General features: G+C 67.4%; 19 protein-coding genes. 12 read left to right on the plus strand and 7 right to left on the minus strand.

Features of this window, described 5'->3' with window-relative positions:
• Together ASE66_RS01505 and ASE66_RS01510 are read right to left on the minus strand one after the other, a co-directional pair.
• A complete protein-coding gene (locus ASE66_RS01505; RefSeq protein ID WP_057187805.1) occupies positions 1–768 on the minus strand; it encodes a tRNA1(Val) (adenine(37)-N6)-methyltransferase in 768 nt (255 codons plus the stop codon).
• The gene (locus ASE66_RS01510) at positions 758–985 is read right to left on the minus strand and encodes a DUF2007 domain-containing protein (RefSeq protein ID WP_057187806.1); all 228 of its coding nucleotides are present in this window, start codon (positions 983–985) and stop codon (positions 758–760) included. The genes ASE66_RS01505 and ASE66_RS01510 overlap by 11 nt, the downstream gene beginning before the upstream one ends.
• A 294-nt stretch (positions 986–1,279) precedes the next feature.
• Between ASE66_RS01510 and ASE66_RS01515 the strand changes: the two genes are divergently transcribed.
• The gene (locus ASE66_RS01515; protein WP_057187807.1) at positions 1,280–2,296 is read left to right on the plus strand and encodes a polyprenyl synthetase family protein; all 1,017 of its coding nucleotides are present in this window, start codon (positions 1,280–1,282) and stop codon (positions 2,294–2,296) included.
• 23 nt (positions 2,297–2,319) lie between these two features.
• The gene (locus tag ASE66_RS01520; RefSeq protein WP_057187808.1) at positions 2,320–2,901 is read left to right on the plus strand and encodes an NUDIX domain-containing protein; all 582 of its coding nucleotides are present in this window, start codon (positions 2,320–2,322) and stop codon (positions 2,899–2,901) included.
• A gap of 15 nt (positions 2,902–2,916) precedes the next feature.
• On the opposite strand, the gene ASE66_RS01525 is transcribed toward ASE66_RS01520, so the two are convergent.
• The 3 genes from ASE66_RS01525 to ASE66_RS01535 all read right to left on the minus strand — a co-directional run bounded on the left by ASE66_RS01525 (position 2,917) and on the right by ASE66_RS01535 (position 7,708).
• On the minus strand, positions 2,917–3,801 hold the full coding sequence (locus ASE66_RS01525; protein ID WP_057187809.1) for a 4-(cytidine 5'-diphospho)-2-C-methyl-D-erythritol kinase: 885 nt from the start codon (positions 3,799–3,801) through the stop codon (positions 2,917–2,919).
• Between the two features lie 3 nt (positions 3,802–3,804).
• Entirely contained in the window at positions 3,805–5,565 is a 1,761-nt protein-coding gene (locus tag ASE66_RS01530; RefSeq protein ID WP_244494769.1) for a tetratricopeptide repeat protein, read from the minus strand.
• Positions 5,566–6,028: 463 nt separating this feature from the next.
• Entirely contained in the window at positions 6,029–7,708 is a 1,680-nt protein-coding gene (locus ASE66_RS01535; RefSeq protein WP_057187811.1) for an electron transfer flavoprotein-ubiquinone oxidoreductase, read from the minus strand.
• Positions 7,709–7,880: 172 nt separating this feature from the next.
• Here ASE66_RS01535 and ASE66_RS01540 point away from each other — a divergent pair, with 172 nt between their 5' ends.
• The 4 genes from ASE66_RS01540 to ASE66_RS01555 all read left to right on the plus strand — a co-directional run bounded on the left by ASE66_RS01540 (position 7,881) and on the right by ASE66_RS01555 (position 12,235).
• The gene (locus tag ASE66_RS01540) at positions 7,881–8,681 is read left to right on the plus strand and encodes a uracil-DNA glycosylase (protein WP_057187812.1); all 801 of its coding nucleotides are present in this window, start codon (positions 7,881–7,883) and stop codon (positions 8,679–8,681) included.
• A gap of 141 nt (positions 8,682–8,822) precedes the next feature.
• Complete coding sequence (locus ASE66_RS01545; RefSeq protein WP_057187813.1) at positions 8,823–10,253, plus strand: cytochrome ubiquinol oxidase subunit I; 1,431 nt, start codon at positions 8,823–8,825, stop codon at positions 10,251–10,253.
• 11 nt (positions 10,254–10,264) lie between these two features.
• Entirely contained in the window at positions 10,265–11,269 is a 1,005-nt protein-coding gene (cydB, locus tag ASE66_RS01550; RefSeq protein WP_057187814.1) for a cytochrome d ubiquinol oxidase subunit II, read from the plus strand.
• Positions 11,270–11,344: 75 nt separating this feature from the next.
• Positions 11,345–12,235: a neutral zinc metallopeptidase gene (locus ASE66_RS01555; protein WP_057187815.1), complete on the plus strand. Its 891-nt coding sequence runs from the start codon at positions 11,345–11,347 to the stop codon at positions 12,233–12,235.
• Positions 12,236–12,239: 4 nt separating this feature from the next.
• Here ASE66_RS01555 and ASE66_RS01560 read toward each other — a convergent pair whose 3' ends face one another.
• Positions 12,240–12,740, minus strand: coding sequence for a hypothetical protein (locus ASE66_RS01560; protein ID WP_057187816.1), 501 nt, complete (start codon positions 12,738–12,740; stop codon positions 12,240–12,242).
• A gap of 116 nt (positions 12,741–12,856) precedes the next feature.
• Here ASE66_RS01560 and ASE66_RS01565 point away from each other — a divergent pair, with 116 nt between their 5' ends.
• The 5 genes from ASE66_RS01565 (at position 12,857) to ASE66_RS01585 (ending at position 17,909) form a co-directional block, all read left to right on the plus strand.
• The gene (locus ASE66_RS01565; RefSeq protein ID WP_082613123.1) at positions 12,857–14,044 is read left to right on the plus strand and encodes a PA0069 family radical SAM protein; all 1,188 of its coding nucleotides are present in this window, start codon (positions 12,857–12,859) and stop codon (positions 14,042–14,044) included.
• A 61-nt stretch (positions 14,045–14,105) separates the two neighbouring features.
• Positions 14,106–14,999: an alpha/beta fold hydrolase gene (locus ASE66_RS01570; protein WP_057187817.1), complete on the plus strand. Its 894-nt coding sequence runs from the start codon at positions 14,106–14,108 to the stop codon at positions 14,997–14,999.
• A 60-nt stretch (positions 15,000–15,059) separates the two neighbouring features.
• Complete coding sequence (locus ASE66_RS01575; RefSeq protein WP_057188634.1) at positions 15,060–15,680, plus strand: ribonuclease HII; 621 nt, start codon at positions 15,060–15,062, stop codon at positions 15,678–15,680.
• A 16-nt stretch (positions 15,681–15,696) separates the two neighbouring features.
• Positions 15,697–16,488 carry a PhzF family phenazine biosynthesis protein gene (locus ASE66_RS01580; RefSeq protein ID WP_244494770.1) on the plus strand — a complete coding sequence of 264 codons (792 nt, stop codon included), beginning with the start codon at positions 15,697–15,699 and terminating at the stop codon, positions 16,486–16,488.
• 218 nt (positions 16,489–16,706) lie between these two features.
• Positions 16,707–17,909, plus strand: coding sequence for a site-specific DNA-methyltransferase (locus tag ASE66_RS01585; protein WP_156411985.1), 1,203 nt, complete (start codon positions 16,707–16,709; stop codon positions 17,907–17,909).
• On the opposite strand, the gene mutY is transcribed toward ASE66_RS01585, so the two are convergent.
• Positions 17,906–18,976 carry an A/G-specific adenine glycosylase gene (gene mutY / locus ASE66_RS01590; RefSeq protein ID WP_057187819.1) on the minus strand — a complete coding sequence of 357 codons (1,071 nt, stop codon included), beginning with the start codon at positions 18,974–18,976 and terminating at the stop codon, positions 17,906–17,908. The two genes, ASE66_RS01585 and mutY, sit on opposite strands and share 4 nt — an antisense overlap.
• A 94-nt stretch (positions 18,977–19,070) precedes the next feature.
• On the opposite strand from mutY, the gene ASE66_RS01595 reads away from it, so the two are divergent.
• Entirely contained in the window at positions 19,071–19,568 is a 498-nt protein-coding gene (locus ASE66_RS01595) for a DUF721 domain-containing protein (protein ID WP_057187820.1), read from the plus strand.
• The last annotated feature ends 25 nt before the right edge of the window (positions 19,569–19,593 follow it).

Raw genomic sequence — 19,593 nt, forward strand, 5'->3', positions numbered from 1 at the left:
CTAGGCGAGCAACGCCTCGCCGCGATGGAGCGCCTCGCTGAAGGCGGTGAAGCGCCCATCGCCGCCATTGAGAACGAGAGCCGGCAGCAAAGCTGCCGGCTTTTTGCTGCCGAGACGGGCCGAGACGATCACCCGGATCGCCGGCCGCTCCGCCTGGCCGTGGACCGGACGGATCTCGACCCCGCCGAACCCCGTTTCCAGGCCGGCGAGAACCGCTCCCAGCGCCTCGGCGCGGTGGATGATGCTGACGCCCCCGCCCGGCTTCAGGACGCGACGCGCCTCCTTCAGCCAGTCCCCGAGCGATTGCCCCGCGACATGCGCCACGCGCCGGTTGGCGACCGGGGAGGCGCGCACCTCGCCAGCCTCGAAGAAGGGCGGGTTCATCGCGATCCAGGCCATCGACGCCGTCGTCAAACCCTGGTGAGCGAGGCCCCCGCCCCGCTCGCCGATCGCACAAACGACAGTGCGCACCCGCTCCTCCAGGCCGTTGAGCCCGGCATTGCGGGCCGCGAGCGCGGCGAGTTCCGGATCACACTCGACCAGGACGACATCGAGCGCCGGCTGCCGTAGCGCGACGGCGAGCCCGATTGTGCCGACGCCAGCGCCGAAATCGGCGAGCGACCCTTCGCCGAGCTCGGGAACCGCCGCAGCCAGCAGGACGGCATCCGAGCCGGCGCGATGCCCTTTCACCGGCTGCAGCAGGCGCAGGCGCCCGCCGAGCAGCCGATCCTCGCCGATCTCGCCGAGGCCGGGCGCCTCAGCGCTCATGGCGGAGTTCGTCGCCATAGCCCGCCTCGATCAAGAGTGCGCGAGCGCGCTTGCTGTCCTGCTCACGTACCAGCAGGCGGCGCGGAAAGGCACCGATCATGCCTTCGAGGGCGCTGATGTGCTGGTCGGCGATCAGGCAATCGAGATTGGCCGAAGCCAGCAGGGCTTCGATGGCGCCGAGCAGGACGATATCGTTGGAGCGGACGAGTTCATGCATGCGGTCATGGAGCCCACGAGGCGCGCCGGGCGCAACAGGAAAGATCGCCTTGAGCCCGTTCCGATCAGCTTGCACCGCAAGCCGATCGGAAAAACGGTCTCTAAACTCAAAGCGAGAGACGGATTCACCGATCAGGTTGAGCCAACCTGATCGGATCCGGCTCTAGCCCGGGCCAGAACGGCAGCGCAGCGTCAATCTGCTGCGCCGCGAAGGATTGCCGGGGGCTGGCCACGCATGCGACGTTTGTGGCAAGGGCATATGCGCGGATGCGCGAGAACCGGCCGGAGTTTGCGAGTGGGCGTCGTCGTAGCTTTCGAAGACAAGGACACCGGCCAAAGCGGGATCGAACCGCTGGTCGGATTGACGCGCGCCGACATGGAGCGGGTCAACGCGATGATCCTGTCGCGCACCGGATCCGAAGTGACGATGATCCCGGAGGTCGCGAACCACCTGATCTCGTCCGGCGGCAAGCGCCTGCGGCCGATGCTGACGCTGGCGACGGCGGCGCTCTGCGGCTATCGCGGCGAGGGCCATGTCAAGCTCGCGGCTTCGGTCGAGTTCATGCACACGGCGACGCTGCTGCACGACGATGTCGTAGACCAGAGCGACATGCGCCGTGGCAGGCTCGCCGCCCGCATGCTCTGGGGCAACGAGGCGAGCGTGCTGGTCGGCGATTTCCTGCTCGGCCAGGCCTTCAAGATGATGGTCGAGGTCGGCTCGCTGCGCGCGCTCGACATCCTCTCCACCGCCGCGGCCGTGATCGCCGAGGGCGAGGTCATGCAGCTCGCCGCCGCCAAGAACACCGAGACCACCGAGGACGAGTACCTCGCCGTGATCCGCGGCAAGACGGCCGAACTTTTCGCCGCGGCCTGCGAGGTCGGGCCGGTGATCGCCGGATCCTCGAAGGGCGAGGCGGCCGCCTGCCGCAGCTACGGGCTCAATCTCGGCATCGCCTTCCAGCTCGTCGACGACGCGCTGGACTATGGCGGCTCCGCGGGCCAGCTCGGCAAGAATGTCGGCGACGATTTCCGCGAGGGCAAGATCACGCTGCCGGTGGTGCTCTCCTTCCGCCGCGGCAACGAAGAGGAGCGTGCCTTCTGGCGCCGCACCCTGCAGCAGGGCGAGGTCCGCGACGGCGATCTCGAAGCAGCGCAGGCGCTGATGCGCAAGCACGGCACGCTCGCCGACACGATCGAGCGCGCCCGCCACTACGCCAAGATGGCGAAAGACGCGCTCGGCCTGTTCCCGTCATCGCCAATGAAGCAAGCGCTCAACGACGCCGTCGATTTCTGCGTGGCGCGGGCGCACTGAAGCCCGCTCGGCAAGCACCTCGCATGACATCCGATCCGAAAGCGGAAATCCGGACGCTGTCGTCGCGGCTCGTCTACGAAAACCGCTGGATGAAGGTCCGGGAAGACGAGATTCTCCGCCAGGACGGATCGAAGGGCATCTACGGCGTCGTCGAGAAGACCGATTTCGCGGCGATCGTCGCGATTGAGAAGAACGGCGACTTTCACCTGGTCGAACAGTACCGTTATCCGGTTGGCCGGCGCTTCTGGGAGATACCGCAAGGCTCCTGGGAAACCACGCCGGAGGCCGACCCGCTCGACGTCGCCCGCGGCGAGTTGCGTGAGGAGACCGGGCTCGAAGCCGGCGAGATCATCCGCGTCGGCTACCTGTACGAATGCTACGGCTATTCGAATCAGGGCTGCCACGTCTTCCTGGCGCGAAACCTCACCGCGACGACGCAGCGGCTCGACCACGAAGAGCAAGGACTCGTTACCCGCCGCTTCTCGGCGGCCGAGGTGGCAATGATGATCGAAAGTGGCGCCATCCGCGACGCGACGACAGTCGCGACAATCGGCTTGCTGATGCTCAAGGGCCTATTGCCGCAAGTCGCGAGCCCAACGCCTTAAGGCGCCGTACCCGCCTCACCTCAACACGGTCGGCTTCACCCACCAATCCGGCTGGCCATGCGCCAGGAGCTTGCCCGCCTCGGCGCTGGCACGGCAGTCGTCGAACAGCGCAAAGCAGGTCGCGCCGGAGCCCGACATGCGTGCCAACCGGCAGTCGGGCAGCGCAGACAATATCGACAGCACCTCACTAATGACGGGCGCGACTGCGCGGGCCGGCCCTTCGAGATCGTTGCCGGAGGCGGCCAGCGCGGCGATCAGCGACGCCGAGGTCGCTGGCGATGGCTCACCCGCCTTGACCGCCTCGACGCCGCCTGCATGCCCCTGCCCCGACTGGAGCCCGAGCGCGCGGAACACCGGCGCGGTCTCGACCGCGACGCCGGGATTGACCAGGAGCGCAAACAGGCGCGGCAGCCGCAGCGCCGGGCCGAGTTGCTCGCCGATGCCGCGCATGACGCGAGCGCGCGCCTCCAGGCAGACCGGGACATCGGCGCCGATCCGGCCGGCGGCGGCGAGCAGCGCCGGGTGCGACAGCGGCAGGCCGTTGAGCCGGGCCAGCAAGCGCAGCGCCGCGGCCGCATCGGCCGAGCCGCCGCCGATGCCCGAGGCGACCGGCAGGCGCTTGACGAGATGGAAGCGGCCCGAGCGCAGGCCGGCAATCTCCTCGCGCAGGACGCGCTCGGCCTTGAGGACGAGATTGTCCGGCTCGCTCGAGAGGCCTGCGGCGAACGGGCCGGAGAGCTGAAGGCCGCCGGGTTCACCGGGCATAAGGCTCAGCTCGTCGCCGACGCCGGCGAAGGCGACGAGGCTGTCGAGCTCATGATAGCCGTCGGCCCGGCGTCCAAGGACGCGCAGGCTCAGATTGACCTTGGCCGGGGCGCGGGTCGCCAGCTTGGCAGGCAAGGATCAGCCGCCATCCTTCTTCGGCTCGGCCGCATTGGCCGAGGGCGCCTGATCGTCGAGCCCCTTCTCGATCTTGCGCTGGATCCGGGTCAGGTCCTCCGGCTCGGGCCCGAGATCACGGGCGTAGTTCCACTGGTAGCGCGCCTCGAGATAGCGCCCGGTCTTCCAGTAGACGTCACCGAGATGGTCGTTGATCACCGGATCGGAAGGGCGCAGCTCCATCGCCTTCTCGAGTTCGGCTGCCGCCTCATCATAGCGGCCGAGCCGGTAATGCGCCCAGCCGAGCGAATCGATGATGTAGCCGTCGCGCGGCCTGAGCTCGACGGCACGGCGCAGCATGCCGAGCGCCTCTTCGAGCTTGAGGTTCTGGTCGACCAGTGAATAGCCGAGATAGTTGAGCACGAGGGCACGCTCGCGGCCGAGCGCCTCCGGCATCAGCTCCAGCGCCTTGCGCAGATCGGCTTCGGCCTGCGGCCATTTCTTGGTGCGCTCATAGGCGATGCCGCGCGAGTAGAACAGGTCCCAGTTGGAGCGGCTGGCCGTGCCGAGCTTGGCGACCGCCTTGTCATAGGTCGCGGCCGCCTCCTCGAAGCGCTTGCGCGAGCGATAGATGTTGCCGAGCGCAGAGGTGGCGTCGATATCATCGGGCCGCGCCGCGATGATCGTCTCGAGATACTTGACCGCCTCGTCGGTCTTGCCGAGCTGTTCGAGGCCGAGCCCGATCTGGATGTCGGCGACGGGCCGCAGCGGCGAGTTCTCCGGCATGCGGCGGTAGACCTGGACCGCATCCTCGGTCTGCTTGGCGCGCTCCAGGATGTCGGCCAGCGTCAGCACGGCGAGATCGTGGCCGGGATCGAGATAGACCGCGAAGCGCAGGTAAAGGAGCGCGGTGGCTTCGTCTCCTTGCAAGATGCCCGCGCTGGCGAGGCCGTAGAGCACTTCGGCCGCACCCTGCTGGGTGTTGCCGACGATGCGCTGCAGCGGCTCCTTGCTGCTGATCTTGGCGATGGCATCGCGCACCACCGGATGGTTCGGGCGCACGCGCTGCTCGAAATCGTTCAACGTCGCCAGGGCCGCCTCGCTGTCGCCGGCGCGCGCCTGCTGGCGGGCCCAGAGATCGACGAGGCGCAAATTGGTCTTCTCGGCGTCATAGGCCGCCTTGAGCCGGCGGCTCGCGTCGTTGCGGCGGCCGGCAATGTCGAGGATCAGCCCGGCATGGAAATCGCGGAAACGGTCGAAGGTCGCTTCACCCTTGAGGCGCTCCAGCGTGTCGAGCGCGCGGTTGGTCTCGCCCGAGCCGGAATAGGCCCAGGCCGCAAGCAGTGTCGCGGTGATGTCGGCGGAACGGCCGCGGCCGCCGCGCTGCAGCTGGGTGCGGGCCGCGCCATAGTTCTTCTGCTTCAGCGCACGCACGCCGAGCGCCAGCTGGGCGAGGCCGTTGGTGGCGTCGCGCTGGATCAGTTTCTCGGCGGCGCGGAAGGTCTCGTTCATCGCGCCGTCGGCGAGGAAGGCGACGAAGCCGCGCTCGAGCAGCTCGCTGTTCTGGGGATCGTTCCTGATCGCCTCGCGCAGGTAGATCGAGGCCGCGCCGAGGTCGCGGGCAGAGCCAGCCACGACGGCCGCCAGGTAATTGCCTTCGAGGCTCTCGGCCGGCTCGAACTTCTCGACCGGGCGCGCCTGCGCGAGCGCGGGCATGCCGACATGCAAACCTGCGACAAACGCCAGCACTAAAGCGGCGCTACGGCCGTTGATCTGAAACGTCACGTTCAACTTTCTCCCTCGGTCCGCCCCGGCGCCGGGGACTGGTCCGTGGACGGGACCGTGACCTGAACGATTAGGCCGCCAACATGGCCGTTTCCGGGCCTGCCGACAAGCCCGGTGTCGCCGCTGCAACGCCACCGTCACGCTGACGTGAAAAGCACGCTCAACTGCTTGGAGCAGCAGTTGAAACATTAGCGTTCCGCAAAGCAAATCGGCATAGAATTCCGCTGTCGCGGATATTCGCGACGATTCGTTTAGGACACTTCAAATGAAGAAGGTCTCGCTCGCTCTCGCTGCGGTCCTGACGCTCGCCGGCATCGCCGGCGGCTGCGCCACCAAGGAGCCGGAGAAGCCCGCTCCGATCGTCCGCAAGGGCTGATTCGCCGCCCCGCCCAGCTGAAAAGAACAAGGCCGCGCGGGGTGCATCCAGCGCGGCCTTAATCTTGGATAAGCGGCTCGAAGACTATCACATGTTCGAGTAGTTTGGACCGCCTGACCCTTCCGGCACCGTCCAGGTGATGTTCTGGGCCGGGTCCTTAATGTCGCAGGTCTTGCAGTGCACGCAGTTCTGGGCGTTGATCACGAAACGCGGCAGCGACTGCTTCTCCGGATCGGCATAGACCACCTCGTAGACGCCGGCCGGGCAATAGAGCCGCGCCGGCTCGCCATAGAGCGGCAGGTTCTGCAGCACCGGCACGTTCGGGTCGGTCAGCTTCAGATGCGCCGGCTGGTCCTCCTCGTGATTCGTCGCCGAAAGGAAGACCGAGGAGAGCTTGTCGAAGGAGATCTTGCCGTCGGGCTTGGGGTAGCCGATCGGCGTGACCATGCCGATCGGCTTCAGCGTGGCATGGTCGGGCTTGCCGTGCTTCAGCGTGCCGAAGGGCGACCAGCCGAAGAGCTGGTTCAGCCACATGTCGATGCCGCCGAGCATGACGCCGCCGAGCGTGCCGAGCTTCGACCAGAGCGGCTTGACGTTGCGCACCAGCTTGAGGTCGCGGCCGATCTCGGAGTCGCGCCAGCTCTCCTCGATCCCGTCGACCATGTCGTGGGAGCGGCCTGCCGCCAGCGCCGGCACGAGGTGCTCAGCCGCCAGCATGCCCGACAGGATGGCGTTGTGGCTGCCCTTGATGCGCGGCACGTTGACGAAGCCGGCCGAGCAGCCGATCAGCGCCCCGCCCGGGAAGGTCAGCTTCGGCACCGATTGCCAGCCGCCCTCGGTGATGGCGCGCGAGCCATAGGAGAGGCGCTTGGCCCCCTCGAAGACGTCGCGGATCATCGGGTGGGTCTTGAAGCGCTGGAACTCGTCGAAGGGCGAGAGCGTCGGGTTCGTGTAGTTGAGGTGGACGACGAAGCCGACCGAAACCAGGTTGTCGTCGAAATGGTAGAGGAAGGAGCCGCCGCCGGTCGACATGTCGAGCGGCCAGCCGAAGGAGTGCTGGACCAGCCCCTTCTTGAACTTCTCCGGCTTGACCTGCCAGATTTCCTTGAGGCCGATGCCGTATTTCTGCGGCTCGCGGCCTTCGTCCAGAGCAAAGCGCTTGATCGCGATCTTGGAGAGCGAGCCGCGCGCGCCCTCGCCGAGCAGGGTGTAGCGGCCGCGCAGTTCCATGCCGCGGGTGAATCGTTCCGAGACCGTGCCGTCCTTGGCGATGCCCATGTCACCGGTGGCGATGCCGGCGACCGAGCCGTCCTCGTTGTAGAGCAGCTCGGCGGCGGCGAAGCCCGGATAGATCTCGACGCCGAGCGCCTCGGCGCGGGCCGCGAGATACTTTGCCACCAAGCCGAGCGAGCCGACGAAATTGCCGTGATTGTTCATCAGCTTCGGCATGGCGAAATTCGGCAGGCGCGCCCCGCCGGCCGGGCCGAGGAAATAGAAGACGTCCTCGCTGACTTCGGTATGGAGCGGACGCGCCTCGTCCTGGCGCCAGTCGGGTAGCAGCTTGTCGAGACCGATCGGATCGATGACCGCACCGGAGAGGATATGCGCGCCGACCTCAGAGCCCTTCTCGACCACGACGACAGAGATCGCCTCGTCGAGCTGCTTCAGCCGGATCGCAGCGGCGAGCCCGGCGGGACCAGCGCCAACGATAACGACGTCATAGTCCATGCTCTCGCGCGGCGTGCTTTGCGCTTCCTTCAGATCCATGCTGCCCTCCACCCGCGCCGCTTATATGTCGTTAGATAGTTTATATATGAACTATCTCGATCGCCCCGCCAAGCCGCGGGGCTGATTGGAATTCCTCTATCCGGGGCTCCCGCTTATTTTGCAACAGCGAACGGGCTCGCTTCGTTCCGTGCGCCGCTGTATTCTGCCGCTCATGTCCCTTGATGCCGTCTCCGCAGCCGAACTGATCGCCTGGTACGCCGAAATGGGCGTCACCGAAGCGCTCGACGAGACGCCGCACGACCATTTCGCAGCTGCACCCGAGCCGGCGCGACAGCCTGTCGCACGTCTCGTCCCTGCGCCACAGCAGGCCGCGCGACGCCCCGTCGATGCGGCTGCCGCTACCTCCCCCGACGAGGCGGCGCTGTCGGCGCGGGCCCTGGCGCGAGCGGCGACGACGCTGGACGAGCTCAAGGTGGCACTCGCGAGCTTCGAAGGCTGCCCGCTCAAGGCGACCGCCAAGAACCTTGTCTTCGCCGACGGCAATCCGGCGGGGAAGGTGATGGTCGTCGGCGAGGCGCCGGGGGCCGACGAGGACCGTGCCGGCCTGCCCTTCGTCGGGCGCTCGGGACAATTGCTCGACCGGATGCTCGGCGCGATCGGCCTCACCCGGCAGGAGCATGTCTACATCGCCAACACCGTGCCCTGGCGCCCGCCCGGCAACCGCACGCCGACGCTGCAGGAGGTGGCGATCTGCCTGCCCTTCATCCAGCGCCAGATCGAATTGGTCGATCCCGACATCCTGGTCTGCATCGGCGCTCCCTCGGCGCAAGCGCTGCTCGGCGTCACCGGCATCCTGGCCTCGCGCGGCCGCTGGATGGAGTACGACACCGGCAAGCGCATGATCCGGGCGATCCCGACGCTGCACCCGGCCTATCTCCTGCGCCAGCCGCTGCAGAAGCGTCTCGCCTGGCGCGACCTGCGGGCTCTCAAGGCCGCCCTCGACGCGCTTTGACGCAGCGGCGCGATGCCACTGCGTCACCACCGACGGCTGCCCTGCCGCATCCGCTTGATTATTCCGTGTGCAAAGTAGAACCTGCAACCAGCAGGGTCTTTTCGGCCATGACGTTCGTGGCCGGCACGCCGGAGCGATGCGATGGAAATCGACGCCTTTCTGCTGTCACGTATCCAGTTCGCCTTCACGGTCTCGTTCCACATCGTCTTCCCGGCCTTCACGATCGGGCTCTCGGCCTATATCGCGACGCTGCTGGGCCTGTGGCTGAAGACCGGCGACCAGAAATTCCATCTGCTCGCCCGGTTCTGGACCAAGATCTTCGCGGTCTCCTTCGCCATGGGCGTGGTTTCCGGCATCGTGCTCTCCTACCAGTTCGGCACCAATTGGAGCCGGTTCTCGGCGGTGACCGGCAATGTGATCGGCCCGCTGATCGGCTACGAGGTGCTGAGTGCCTTCTTCCTCGAGGCGTCCTTCCTGGGCGTGCTGCTGTTCGGCTGGAAGCGGGTGCCGCCCTGGCTGCACTTCCTCTCAGCCATCATCGTCGCCGGCGGCACGGCGCTGTCCGGCTTCTGGATCCTCTCCGCCAACAGCTGGATGCAGTATCCGGCCGGGCACGAGGTCCGCGACGGCATCGCCTATCCGGTCGACTGGCTGAAGATCGTCTTCAACCCGACCTTCCCCTTGCGCTTCGCGCATATGATGACGGCCGCCTATCTCACCACCGCCTTCGTCGTGCTGGCGACAGGCGCGCGCCATCTGCTCGCCGGCCACCGCACCGAATCGGCCAGGACGATGGTGCGCATGGCGATCCTGATGATCGCGCTGACCGCGCCGCTGCAGGCTGTCATCGGAGACTTCCACGGCAAGCAAACCGCGATCTACCAGCCGGCCAAGCTCGCCGCGATCGAGGCGCATTGGGATTCGTCGAAGCCCGGCGCGCTCGTCCTGTTCGCCTGGCCGGACGAGAAGGCCGAGCTCAACCGCTTCGAAATCTCGATCCCCGGCGTCGCCAGCCTGCTCACCCATGGCAGCATGGATGCGTTGTTCCCGAGCCTGAAGGACTTCGCCGTCCAGGATCGTCCGCCGGTCCTCATCCCCTTCTTCGGCTTCCGGCTGATGGTTGGGCTCGGCACGCTGATGATCCTGTTCGGCTGGGTCGGGGCCTGGCTCTGGTGGCGCGGCCGCATCTTCGAGTCGCGGCGCTGGCTCTGGATCGCCCAGTACACCTGGCCGGCCGGCTTCATCGCCATTCTCGCCGGCTGGTTCGTCACCGAGGTCGGGCGCCAGCCCTGGCTCGCCACCGGCATCCTGCGGTCCAAGGATGCAGTCTCGCCGATCACCACCGCCGAGGTCGCGATCTCGCTGGCGCTGTTCGTCTTCGTCTATTGCGTGGTGTTCGCAGCCGGCATCGCGCTGATCAACCGCCTGGTCGCCAAGGGGCCGGACGAGATCAGCTCCGAGGATCCGCCCGAGCAGCCGTCGAAGCGGCCGCTCAAGGCAGCGCAGGCGCCGGCCTCCGCCATCTTCGGCGACGGCCATCCCGGCGACAACAAAATCCAGCCGGCGAGCTGAGGAGAGCTACTATGGAATGGTATCTCCCCGTGATCTGGGCCGGGCTGATCGGCACCGCCGTGATCTTCTATGTCGTGCTGGATGGTTTCGACCTCGGCATCGCCATCCTGTTCCCGACGACCGGCGACGAAAGCGAGCGCGACCAGATGATGAACTCGGTCGCGCCGTTCTGGGACGGCAACGAGACCTGGCTGGTGCTCGGCGGCGCCGGCCTCCTGGTCGCCTTCCCGGTCGCCTATGCGGTGATCATGCCGGCCCTGTACCTGCCGGTGACGCTGATGCTGTTGTCGCTGATCTTCCGCGGCGTCGCCTTCGAGTTCCGCTGGGTGGCGAAACCGAAGCACCGGATCTGGGACCTCGCCTTCTGGCTCGGCTCGACCTGCGCGGCCTTCGCGCAAGGCGTCATCCTCGGCGGGCTGCTGCAGGGCATCAAGGTCGTCGACAAGCAGTTCGCCGGCGGTCCCTTCGACTGGCTGACCCCGTTCACGCTGATGTGCGGCGTCGGCGTCGTCATCGGCTATGCCACGCTCGGAGCGACCTGGCTGGTCTACAAGACCGAAGGGCCGGTGGCCGAGCGCGCCCGCCGGCAGGCGAAGACGCTGCTCATCGGCCTGCTCGCCTTCGCCGTGCTGGTCTCGCTGTGGACGCCCTATGCGCATCCGCGCATCGCCGAGCGCTGGTTCACCCCCTCGAACCTGATGCTGCTCTGGCCCTTCCCGGTGCTCACCGCCTTCTGCGGCTACATGGCCTGGAAGCGGCTGCACGGAAACCACGAGTTCACGCCCTTCGCCTTCACCATCGCGATCTTCGTGCTCTGCTTCCTCGGCCTCGCGATCTCGAACTTTCCCTATCTCGTGCCGCCGGGCCTGACGATCTGGGACACGGCGGCGGCACCGAGCTCGCACATCTTCGTGCTGATCGGCGTCAGCTTCCTCCTGCCGATGATCCTGTTCTACACCGCCTTCGTCTACTGGACCTTCCGCGGCAAGGTGAAGGCCGATAGCGGCTATCATTGAGGCGGCCTGCGCGACGGGGCTTGAGTTCCAGCGCCGCCTCGCGGACATTGGCGGCGCTGCAACAAGGGTTCGCGCATGCGTTGGGAAGATTACCGCCAGTCCGACAATCTCGAGGATCGGCGTGGCGGGGGCGGTGGCGAATATGCCGGCCTTCCCGGCGGACGCGGCGGCATCGGCATCGGCACCATGGTCGTGCTCGGCCTGCTCGGCTGGGCGCTCGGCATCGATCCGCGCCTCTTGATCGGCGGCGCCGAGATGATCGGCGGCATCGGCGGGCGCAGCGCACCGACACAGGACCAGCGCAAATCGGCCGGCCCGCCGCAGGACGAGATGGGCCGCTTCGTCTCGGCCGTGCTGGCGCAGAACGAGGACATCTGGGGCAAGGTGCTGCCGCAGCAGGCCAACCGCAAATACGTGCCACCGAAGCTGGTGCTGTTCAGCGGCGTCGACCGCTCGGGCTGCGGCACGGCCCAGGCGGCGATGGGGCCGTTCTATTGCCCCAACGACCAGCGGGTCTATCTCGACCTCTCCTTCTTCCAGGAGATGCAGCGTAAGCTCGGCGGCGGCGGCGACTTCGCCTATGCCTATGTCGTCGGCCACGAGGTCGGCCATCACATCCAGAACCTGCTCGGCATCCTGCCCAAGGTGAACGAGCTGCGCCAAAGGGTCTCCGAGCGCGAATCGAACCAACTCTCGGTGCGGACAGAACTGCAGGCAGACTGCTTCGCCGGCGTCTGGGCCTACAACATCCAGGCGATGGACCGCATTCAGCCCGGCGACATCGACGAAGCGCTGCGCTCGGCCTCCGCGATCGGCGACGACAAGCTGCAGCAACAGGGGCGCGGCGTCGTCGTGCCTGATTCCTTCACGCACGGCTCTTCGGCGCAGCGCACACGCTGGTTCAACACGGGCTTCAAGTCCGGCAACATGCAGAGCTGCGACACCTTCCGCACCAACCAGCTCTGAAACGTCAGAGCGCGGCGCGCTCGCGGCGGACGGCGAGCCGGCGCGGCGCGCGCGCCAGCCGGCCGGACAGAATCTGCGTCTTCGGCGCCAGCAGCCCTGCCCTGACGCCGCGCGAGCGCAGCGAGACCGCACCCCATTCGCACAGCGCCGCGGCCATGCCGCGCAGCGGCATCAAGGCCGGCCGCATCGCCATCGTCAGCAAATGCCGCTCGATGCTCGGCGTCCATTGTGGCTCGGGCAGATCGCCGGCTTCGAGCAGGATGACCCAGTCGCCGCGCGCCTGGGCGACCCCACTGGACCAGGCCTCGCCGTTCTTGGCCAAATTCTTGGCCCTCACATAGCTGGCGCCGGTCTCGTCGGCGAGACGTTCGATCGCGGCATCATCCGCTTCGTCGATCACCACGGCATGGCCGATCACGCCCTGCGCGACCGCGGGAATCAGCACGGACAAGGTCGCTGCAAGCGCTTCGACGTCGCGATTGGCCCGGATGACGGCGGTGATCATGGGCGATCAGCTTATGACGCAGTGCAACATGTCGCAATCCTGTCACTTGCATTCTGTTCCTGTTATGTTCACATTCCTTGGTCTGGGAACAACCGATTCCGCCGGGAGACGAAGCCATGTTGCAGGCCAGGCCCTCAGCCAGGGCGCAACCGCTCAAGCGCCGCGACACCGAGCCCGGAAGCGTTTCGGCGCCGGCACGGCCCCTGCCGGTCGATCCGCTCGCCCATGTCGGCAGCCAGATCGACCCCGAGCGGCGGCGCGGACGCGGCGCGACGATCAATCCCGGCGGCCGCTACGAGGCCGAGACACGCATCAGCGAGGATGACGGCTGGGGCTCGCTCGGCGAGCTGCCGCCGTTCAAGACCGAGGTCTCGGTCGAGAAGCCGCGGACGATCATCACCAGGAATGACTCGCCGGATATCTCGTTCGACCGCTCGATCAACCCCTATCGCGGCTGCGAGCATGGCTGCGTCTACTGCTTCGCCCGGCCGAGCCACGCCTATCTCGGGCTGTCGCCGGGGCTCGACTTCGAAAGCAAGCTGACCGCCAAGCCGGACGCGGCACAACTGCTGGAGAAGGAACTGTCATCACCGAGCTACCAGCCGCGCACCATCGCGATCGGCACCAACACCGACGCCTACCAGCCGATCGAGAAGAAGCTGCGGATCATGCGCGGGATCCTGGAGGTGCTGGCGAAGTTCAACCATCCGGTCGGCATCGTCACCAAATCGGCGCTGGTGCAGCGCGACATCGATATCCTTGCGCCAATGGCCGCGAAGGGGCTGGTCAAGGTCGCGCTTTCGGTGACGACGCTCGACCCCAAGCTTGCCCGCAACATGGAGCCGCGCGCCGCTTCACCCGCCAGACGGATCGAGACGATCCGCAAGCTGACGGAAGCCGGCATTCCTGTGACAGTGCTGGTCGCCCCGATCGTGCCGGCGATCAACGAGCACGAGATCGAGCGCATCCTCGATGCCGCGAAGGCCGCGGGAGCGCGCGAGGCCGGCTATGTGCTGCTGCGCCTGCCGCTCGAGGTGAAGGACATCGTGCAGGACTGGCTGGTGACGCACCATCCCGACAAGATGCGCCATGTCGTCTCGCTGATCCGCTCGACCCGCGGCGGCAAGGATTACGACGCCGCCTGGGGCCAGCGCCAGGTCGGCTCCGGCCCCTATGCCTGGATGATCGGTCGGCGCTTCGAGATGGCGGCCGAGCGGCTCGGCTTCAACAGCGCGCGGCTGCGCCTGCGCACCGACCTCTTCGTCAAGCCGGAGAAGGAGAAGGCGCAGCTCAGCCTGTTCTGAGCGCTCAGCCTCGGCACCGATCGGACTGCCATGCGTTTCCGCCTATGAAGCGGAGGCCGTCATGGACGATTTCAGCAGCGAGATCATTGCAACGGAAGACGCCGAGATCTTCCTGCGGAGAAAGGGTTCCGGCCCGCCACTCCTGCTGTTGCACGGCTTTCCGCAGACGCATCTGATGTGGCGGGACGTGGCTCCGTTGCTGGCGGATGAGCTCACCGTCATCTGTGCCGATCTGCGCGGCTATGGCGCGAGTTCTTGCCCATCCTCGACCGCTGACCACGCGCCCTATAGCAAGCGTGCCCTCGCCGCCGACATGGTCGCGGTCATGGCGAAGCTGGGCTTCACGCGCTTCGCCGTGGCCGGGCACGACCGCGGTGGTCGCGTCGCCTATCGCCTGGCGCTCGACCATCCCGAGACGATCACCAAGCTCGCCGTGCTCGACATCGTACCGACAGCCGAAGCCTGGGATCGGGCCGATGCCCGCTTTGCCCTCGGCTTCTGGCCGTGGACGCTGCTCGCCCAACCCGAGCCCCTGCCCGAGCGCCTGATCGCAGCAGCTCCGGACGCGATCATCGACAGCGCGCTTAATGGCTGGGGCAGCCCGGCCTCGACCTTCTCATCTGCCGTGCGTGCAGCCTACATCGAAGCCCTTCGCTCTCCCGGCCACATCCATGCGATCTGCGAGGAGTACCGGGCGGCCGCCGCAATCGATCGCGAGCACGATGCCGAGGACCAGCGAGACGGACGGCGGATCGCCTGTCCCGTGCTCGCCCTGTGGAGTGCGGAGGGCGCTCTGGCGCAATGGTATCAAGCGGATGGCGGGCCGCTCGCGATCTGGCGTCGCTGGGCTGTCGCGGTCGAGGGCGGCGCGGTGGCGGGTGGGCATTTCTTCCCGGAAGAGCGCCCGATGGCGACCGTGGACGCCTTGCACATGTTCTTCATGGCTCCGGCCTGAGTTGTGGATGTGATCCAGCCGGCGGCAGACCTTCGCATCCCGATCTGGCATAGCGAGGCCATGACCGCCGATTTCAGCCGCGAGCAGGCCGCGATGATTGCCGGGCGCGCCCGCGTCGCCGGCGTGGACGAGGTTGGGCGCGGGCCCCTCGCCGGCCCGGTCGTCGCGGCCTCCGTCATTCTCGATCCCCTCGCGATCCCGGAGGGGCTGGCGGATTCCAAGGAACTTTCAGCCGCCCGCCGCGAGGAACTCGCCGTCCTGATCCTGGCCAGCGCGCTGGCCATCGGCATCGGCAGCGCCTCGGCGACCGAGATCGACACGATCAACATCCGGCAGGCGACCCTGCTCGCCATGCGGCGTGCGGTTGCAGCGCTGCCGCTGTCGCCCGATCTCGTGCTGGTCGATGGCAATGACCCGCCGGCGCTGGCCTGCGGTTGCGAGTCGATCATCGGCGGTGACGGGCTGATCGCCTCGATCGCCGCGGCCTCGATCGTCGCCAAGGTGATGCGCGACCGGATGATGGCGCGGCTTTCGCTGACCTACCCTGCCTATGGCTTCGCCAACCATGCCGGCTACGGGACCGCTGCGCATCGTGCCGCGCTGAAGACGCATGGCCCCTGCCCCGCGCACCGCTATTCCTTCTCCCCGATCAAAGGTGTCTGGTCGCGCTCGCTTGGCTGAGCTTGCCGGAGGCACCATGACCATTTTGACGATGCATCAGGTCGACGCCTTCACCGACCGAGTGTTCGCCGGCAATCCGGCCGCCGTCCTCATCCTGGACGACTGGCTGCCGGAAGCGACGATGCAGGCCATCGCCAACGAGAACAATCTCGCCGAGACCGCTTTCGCGCGCCCAAACGGCAACGGCTGGGACCTGCGCTGGTTTACCCCGGCCCATGAAGTCAACTTCTGCGGTCATGCCACGCTCGCGACCGCGCATGTCCTCGCCAGCGTCCATCGTGTCCGCGGCGATATGGAATTCGTCACCCGCGTCGGCCCGATCCGCGTTTCGCAGCTCGGGAATGGCTACCGGCTCGATCTGCCGGCCTTCGCTCCGGAGCCGGTCGAGGCACTGCCTCCCGCGATCGCCGCGCTCTTTCCGGTTCCGCCGCGCGCGCTCTTCCGCAATTTCGAGAACGTCTTCGCCGTTCTCGCGGACGAAGAGGCCGTACGGGCATTCATGCCCGATGCCGCTGCGATCGCGACCCTCGCCCCGCTCTGCTTCGGCATCACGGCGCGAGGCGAGAACCATGATTTCGTCTCGCGCTATTTCGCCCCCAGCGCCGGGATCCCGGAAGATCCGGTCACCGGCTCGATCCACGCGACTCTGGTCCCATACTGGGCCCGCGAGCTCGGCAAGACCCGCCTCGAAGCCTTCCAGGCCTCAGCGCGCGGCGGGCATCTCGGCTGCGAACTGGCGGGAGAGCGCGTGCTCGTCACCGGGCAGGCTGCGACCTTCATGAAGGCCGAAATCTACCTGCCAGAGTGACGCTCCGGAGCCCCGCGCAGAGCCCCAAACTGCCGCAACGGCAGCTGCAGGCCCCTTACCCTTCCTTAACTTCCGTTACGAATTTCATAACATATTCAAAGGGCTAGGCAAAATCTGCAGCCCCAGAATGGGACGCATTTTTTTCAACGCGGAAACCCGACCTTTACCCTGACCGGCCAGGATCGCGAGCATTGAAGTTGCGTAACGGTCTTGGCGTCATGAGTACCTCGCGTACCGGGACCGCCAGCGCTCCCGTCCGGATTCAGGTTTCGCGTACCGGACGGCCTGCGCTGGGGGCCCGGATGAAGGCCAAGAGCCTTCTCCACACCCAGATTCTCCCTCGGGAGCTGCCGCTCGATCAGGTGATCGTCGGCGATTGCGTCGCCGCGATCGAGGCCCTGCCGCCAGGCAGCGTCGACCTCGTCTTCGCCGATCCGCCTTATAACTTGCAGCTCGGTGGCGATCTGCGCCGCCCCGACGACAGCCTCGTCGACGCCGTCGACGACGACTGGGACAAGTTCGCCTCCTTCGCCGATTACGACGCCTTCACCCGCGCCTGGCTCACCGCCTGCCGCCGGGCGCTGAAGCCCGACGGCGCGCTCTGGGTGATCGGCTCCTATCACAACATCTTCCGGGTCGGCTCGATCCTGCAGGATCTCGGCTTCTGGATGCTGAACGACATCGTCTGGCGCAAGGCCAACCCGATGCCGAATTTCCGCGGCAGGCGCTTCACCAATGCGCATGAGACGCTGATCTGGGCGGCGCGCGGCGAAGCCTCGAAGTACACCTTCCATTACGAGGCGCTGAAGGGCGGCAATGACGACCTGCAGATGCGCTCGGACTGGTATCTGCCGCTGTGCACCGGCGATGAGCGCCTGAAGGACGAGAAGGGCACCAAGGTCCATCCGACCCAGAAGCCCGAATCGCTGCTTGCCCGCGTGCTGCTCTCGGCCAGCAATCCCGGCGACGTCGTGCTCGACCCCTTCTTCGGCACCGGCACGACCGGCGCCGTCGCCAAGGCGCTCGGCCGCCATTTCATCGGCATCGAGCGCGAGCAGGTCTACGCCAAGGCGGCGCGCGAGCGCATCGCTGCGGTTCAGCCGCTGCCCCCGGAAGCCTTCGCCACGGCGCCGTCGAAACGCACCGAGCCGCGCGTGCCCTTCCTCAGCCTGGTCGAGGCCGGGCTGGTGAAGGCAGGTGAGCGCGTCTTCGACGAGAAGCGCCGCCACAGCGCCACGATCCGCGCCGACGGCACCCTCGTGCTCGGCCCGGCCGTCGGCTCGATCCACAAGGTCGGCGCGCTGGCGCAGGGGCTCCCGGCCTGCAATGGCTGGACCTTCTGGCATGTCGAGCGCGAGGGCAAAGCCCTGCTGCTCGACGCGCTGCGCGGCGAGATCAGGACGCAGATGGCGGCGGCCTAAGGCCGCTGCAGATCTTCCAGCCCGGCCTCGAGCGCCTTCAGGAAGACATTGGGAAACGCTTCCTCCTTCAGCCGATTGAACGGCGTGAAGCGCATGCCCTCCGGCGCCTGCGTCTCCAGCGGCACGCGCCCGGCGAAGATCGTCAGCTCCAGCGAGAAATGCGTGAAGACGTGGCGGACCGGCAGCATCAGCCGGCGCCATTTCGCCGACACCGGCGCATCGCGCAGGGCATCATCCACCTCGTAATCCGCCCGCCAGTCGCCACCGGGCACTTCGACCATGCCGCCGAGCAAACCTTTGGCCGGCCGGGTGCGGACCAGCACGGCACCATCCTCGCGCATCGCGACGAAGGCCGCGCCATAGCGCGTCTTGCCGGTCTTCTTCGCCGCCTTGCGCGGAAAGCTCTCTTGCGTGCCGGCGATGCGCGCCCGGCAGGGCTCGCGCCAGGGGCAGAGCCCGCAGGCCGGCGAACGCGGCGTGCAGATGGTCGCGCCGAGATCCATCAGCGCCTGCGCGAAATCTCCGGGCCGGCCGTGCGACAGCAATGCCAGCACCCGCTCGCGGATCAGCGGCTTGGCGCCCGGCATCACGTCCTCGATCGCGAAGAGCCGGGTGATCACCCGCTCGACATTGCCGTCGACCGCGACCGCCGGCCGGTCGAAGGCGATCGCCGCGACGGCGCCTGCCGTATAGGCGCCGATGCCCGGCAAGACGCGCAGGCCCTCCTCGGTATCGGGGAATCGGCCGCCATGTGTGGCCGCGACCGCCTGTGCACAGGCATGGAGATTGCGGGCGCGGGAATAGTAGCCGAGCCCAGCCCAGGCCTGCATGACGTTCTCGGACGGCGCGGCGGCCAAGGCCTCGACGCTCGGGAAGCGTGCCATGAAGCGCTCGAAATAGGGCTTCACCGCTGCGATCGTGGTCTGCTGCAGCATGATCTCGGAGACCCAGACCCGGTAGGGATCGGCCCGCTCGCCCGGCAGCGCACGCCAGGGCAGGACGCGGCGATGGCGGTCATACCAGGTGAGGAGATCGGCAGCGCGGGCCTGGGGAGCGGAAGCGTCCATGGCTTCCGATGTAGCGCGGCAGCCAAGCTAAGCAAGCATCCCTTCGGCAGCGCAACGGGCTGTCTATCGGGAGCAGCAGTTGTAAGGTAGCGGCATGGTCGCAAAACCCCTCGCCGAACTGATCGACGACTGCCTCGCCCCCGCGCTCGCCGCGCAGGGCTTCGCCGGGCGCTCTGTCGTGGCGTTCTGGCCGGAGATCGTCGGCGAGCGGCTGGCGCAGCGCACGCGGCCGCTCAAGATCGACTGGCCGCGGCGGCGTGGCGCGCCGGGTGAGCTCTCGGACCCGGCGACGCTGGTGGTACGCGTCGAGGGCGCCTTCGCGCTGGAGATGCAGCAGCTCGGCCCCCTCGTGCTGGAGCGGGTCAACAGCCATCTCGGCTGGCGCGCCGTCGGCAAGCTGGTGCTGAAGCAGGGACCGGTCGCGCTGCCGGACGCGCCGAAGCCCGCCCCGCCGCCGGACCCGGCCGCTCTGGCCCGGATCGAGGCGCAGGTCGCAGGCGTCGAGAGCATCGAGTTGCGTGAGGCACTGGCGCGGCTCGGGCGCGGCATCGCGCAGCGGCGCCAGGCCGCGGCCGACGACACGGCTTCGTGAGCAGGAAGCGGCGAACCGATCTTGC

Origin of the sequence: Allobosea sp. Root483D1 (assembly GCF_001429505.1) — a bacterium.
Classification (GTDB): Bacteria; Pseudomonadota; Alphaproteobacteria; order Rhizobiales; family Beijerinckiaceae; genus Allobosea.

Coding starts and splice junctions, on each gene's coding strand:
- ASE66_RS01505 (WP_057187805.1), bottom strand. CDS start 768: ATGAGCGCTGAGGCGCCCGGCCTCGGCGAGATCGGCGAGGATCGGCTG.
- ASE66_RS01510 (WP_057187806.1), bottom strand. CDS start 985: ATGCATGAACTCGTCCGCTCCAACGATATCGTCCTGCTCGGCGCCATC.
- ASE66_RS01520 (WP_057187808.1), top strand. CDS start 2,320: ATGACATCCGATCCGAAAGCGGAAATCCGGACGCTGTCGTCGCGGCTC.
- ASE66_RS01535 (WP_057187811.1), bottom strand. CDS start 7,708: ATGGATCTGAAGGAAGCGCAAAGCACGCCGCGCGAGAGCATGGACTAT.
- ASE66_RS01540 (WP_057187812.1), top strand. CDS start 7,881: ATGTCCCTTGATGCCGTCTCCGCAGCCGAACTGATCGCCTGGTACGCC.
- ASE66_RS01545 (WP_057187813.1), top strand. CDS start 8,823: ATGGAAATCGACGCCTTTCTGCTGTCACGTATCCAGTTCGCCTTCACG.
- cydB (WP_057187814.1), top strand. CDS start 10,265: ATGGAATGGTATCTCCCCGTGATCTGGGCCGGGCTGATCGGCACCGCC.
- ASE66_RS01555 (WP_057187815.1), top strand. CDS start 11,345: ATGCGTTGGGAAGATTACCGCCAGTCCGACAATCTCGAGGATCGGCGT.
- ASE66_RS01560 (WP_057187816.1), bottom strand. CDS start 12,740: ATGATCACCGCCGTCATCCGGGCCAATCGCGACGTCGAAGCGCTTGCA.
- ASE66_RS01565 (WP_082613123.1), top strand. CDS start 12,857: ATGTTGCAGGCCAGGCCCTCAGCCAGGGCGCAACCGCTCAAGCGCCGC.
- ASE66_RS01570 (WP_057187817.1), top strand. CDS start 14,106: ATGGACGATTTCAGCAGCGAGATCATTGCAACGGAAGACGCCGAGATC.
- ASE66_RS01575 (WP_057188634.1), top strand. CDS start 15,060: ATGACCGCCGATTTCAGCCGCGAGCAGGCCGCGATGATTGCCGGGCGC.
- ASE66_RS01580 (WP_244494770.1), top strand. CDS start 15,697: ATGACCATTTTGACGATGCATCAGGTCGACGCCTTCACCGACCGAGTG.
- ASE66_RS01585 (WP_156411985.1), top strand. CDS start 16,707: ATGAGTACCTCGCGTACCGGGACCGCCAGCGCTCCCGTCCGGATTCAG.
- mutY (WP_057187819.1), bottom strand. CDS start 18,976: ATGGACGCTTCCGCTCCCCAGGCCCGCGCTGCCGATCTCCTCACCTGG.
- ASE66_RS01595 (WP_057187820.1), top strand. CDS start 19,071: ATGGTCGCAAAACCCCTCGCCGAACTGATCGACGACTGCCTCGCCCCC.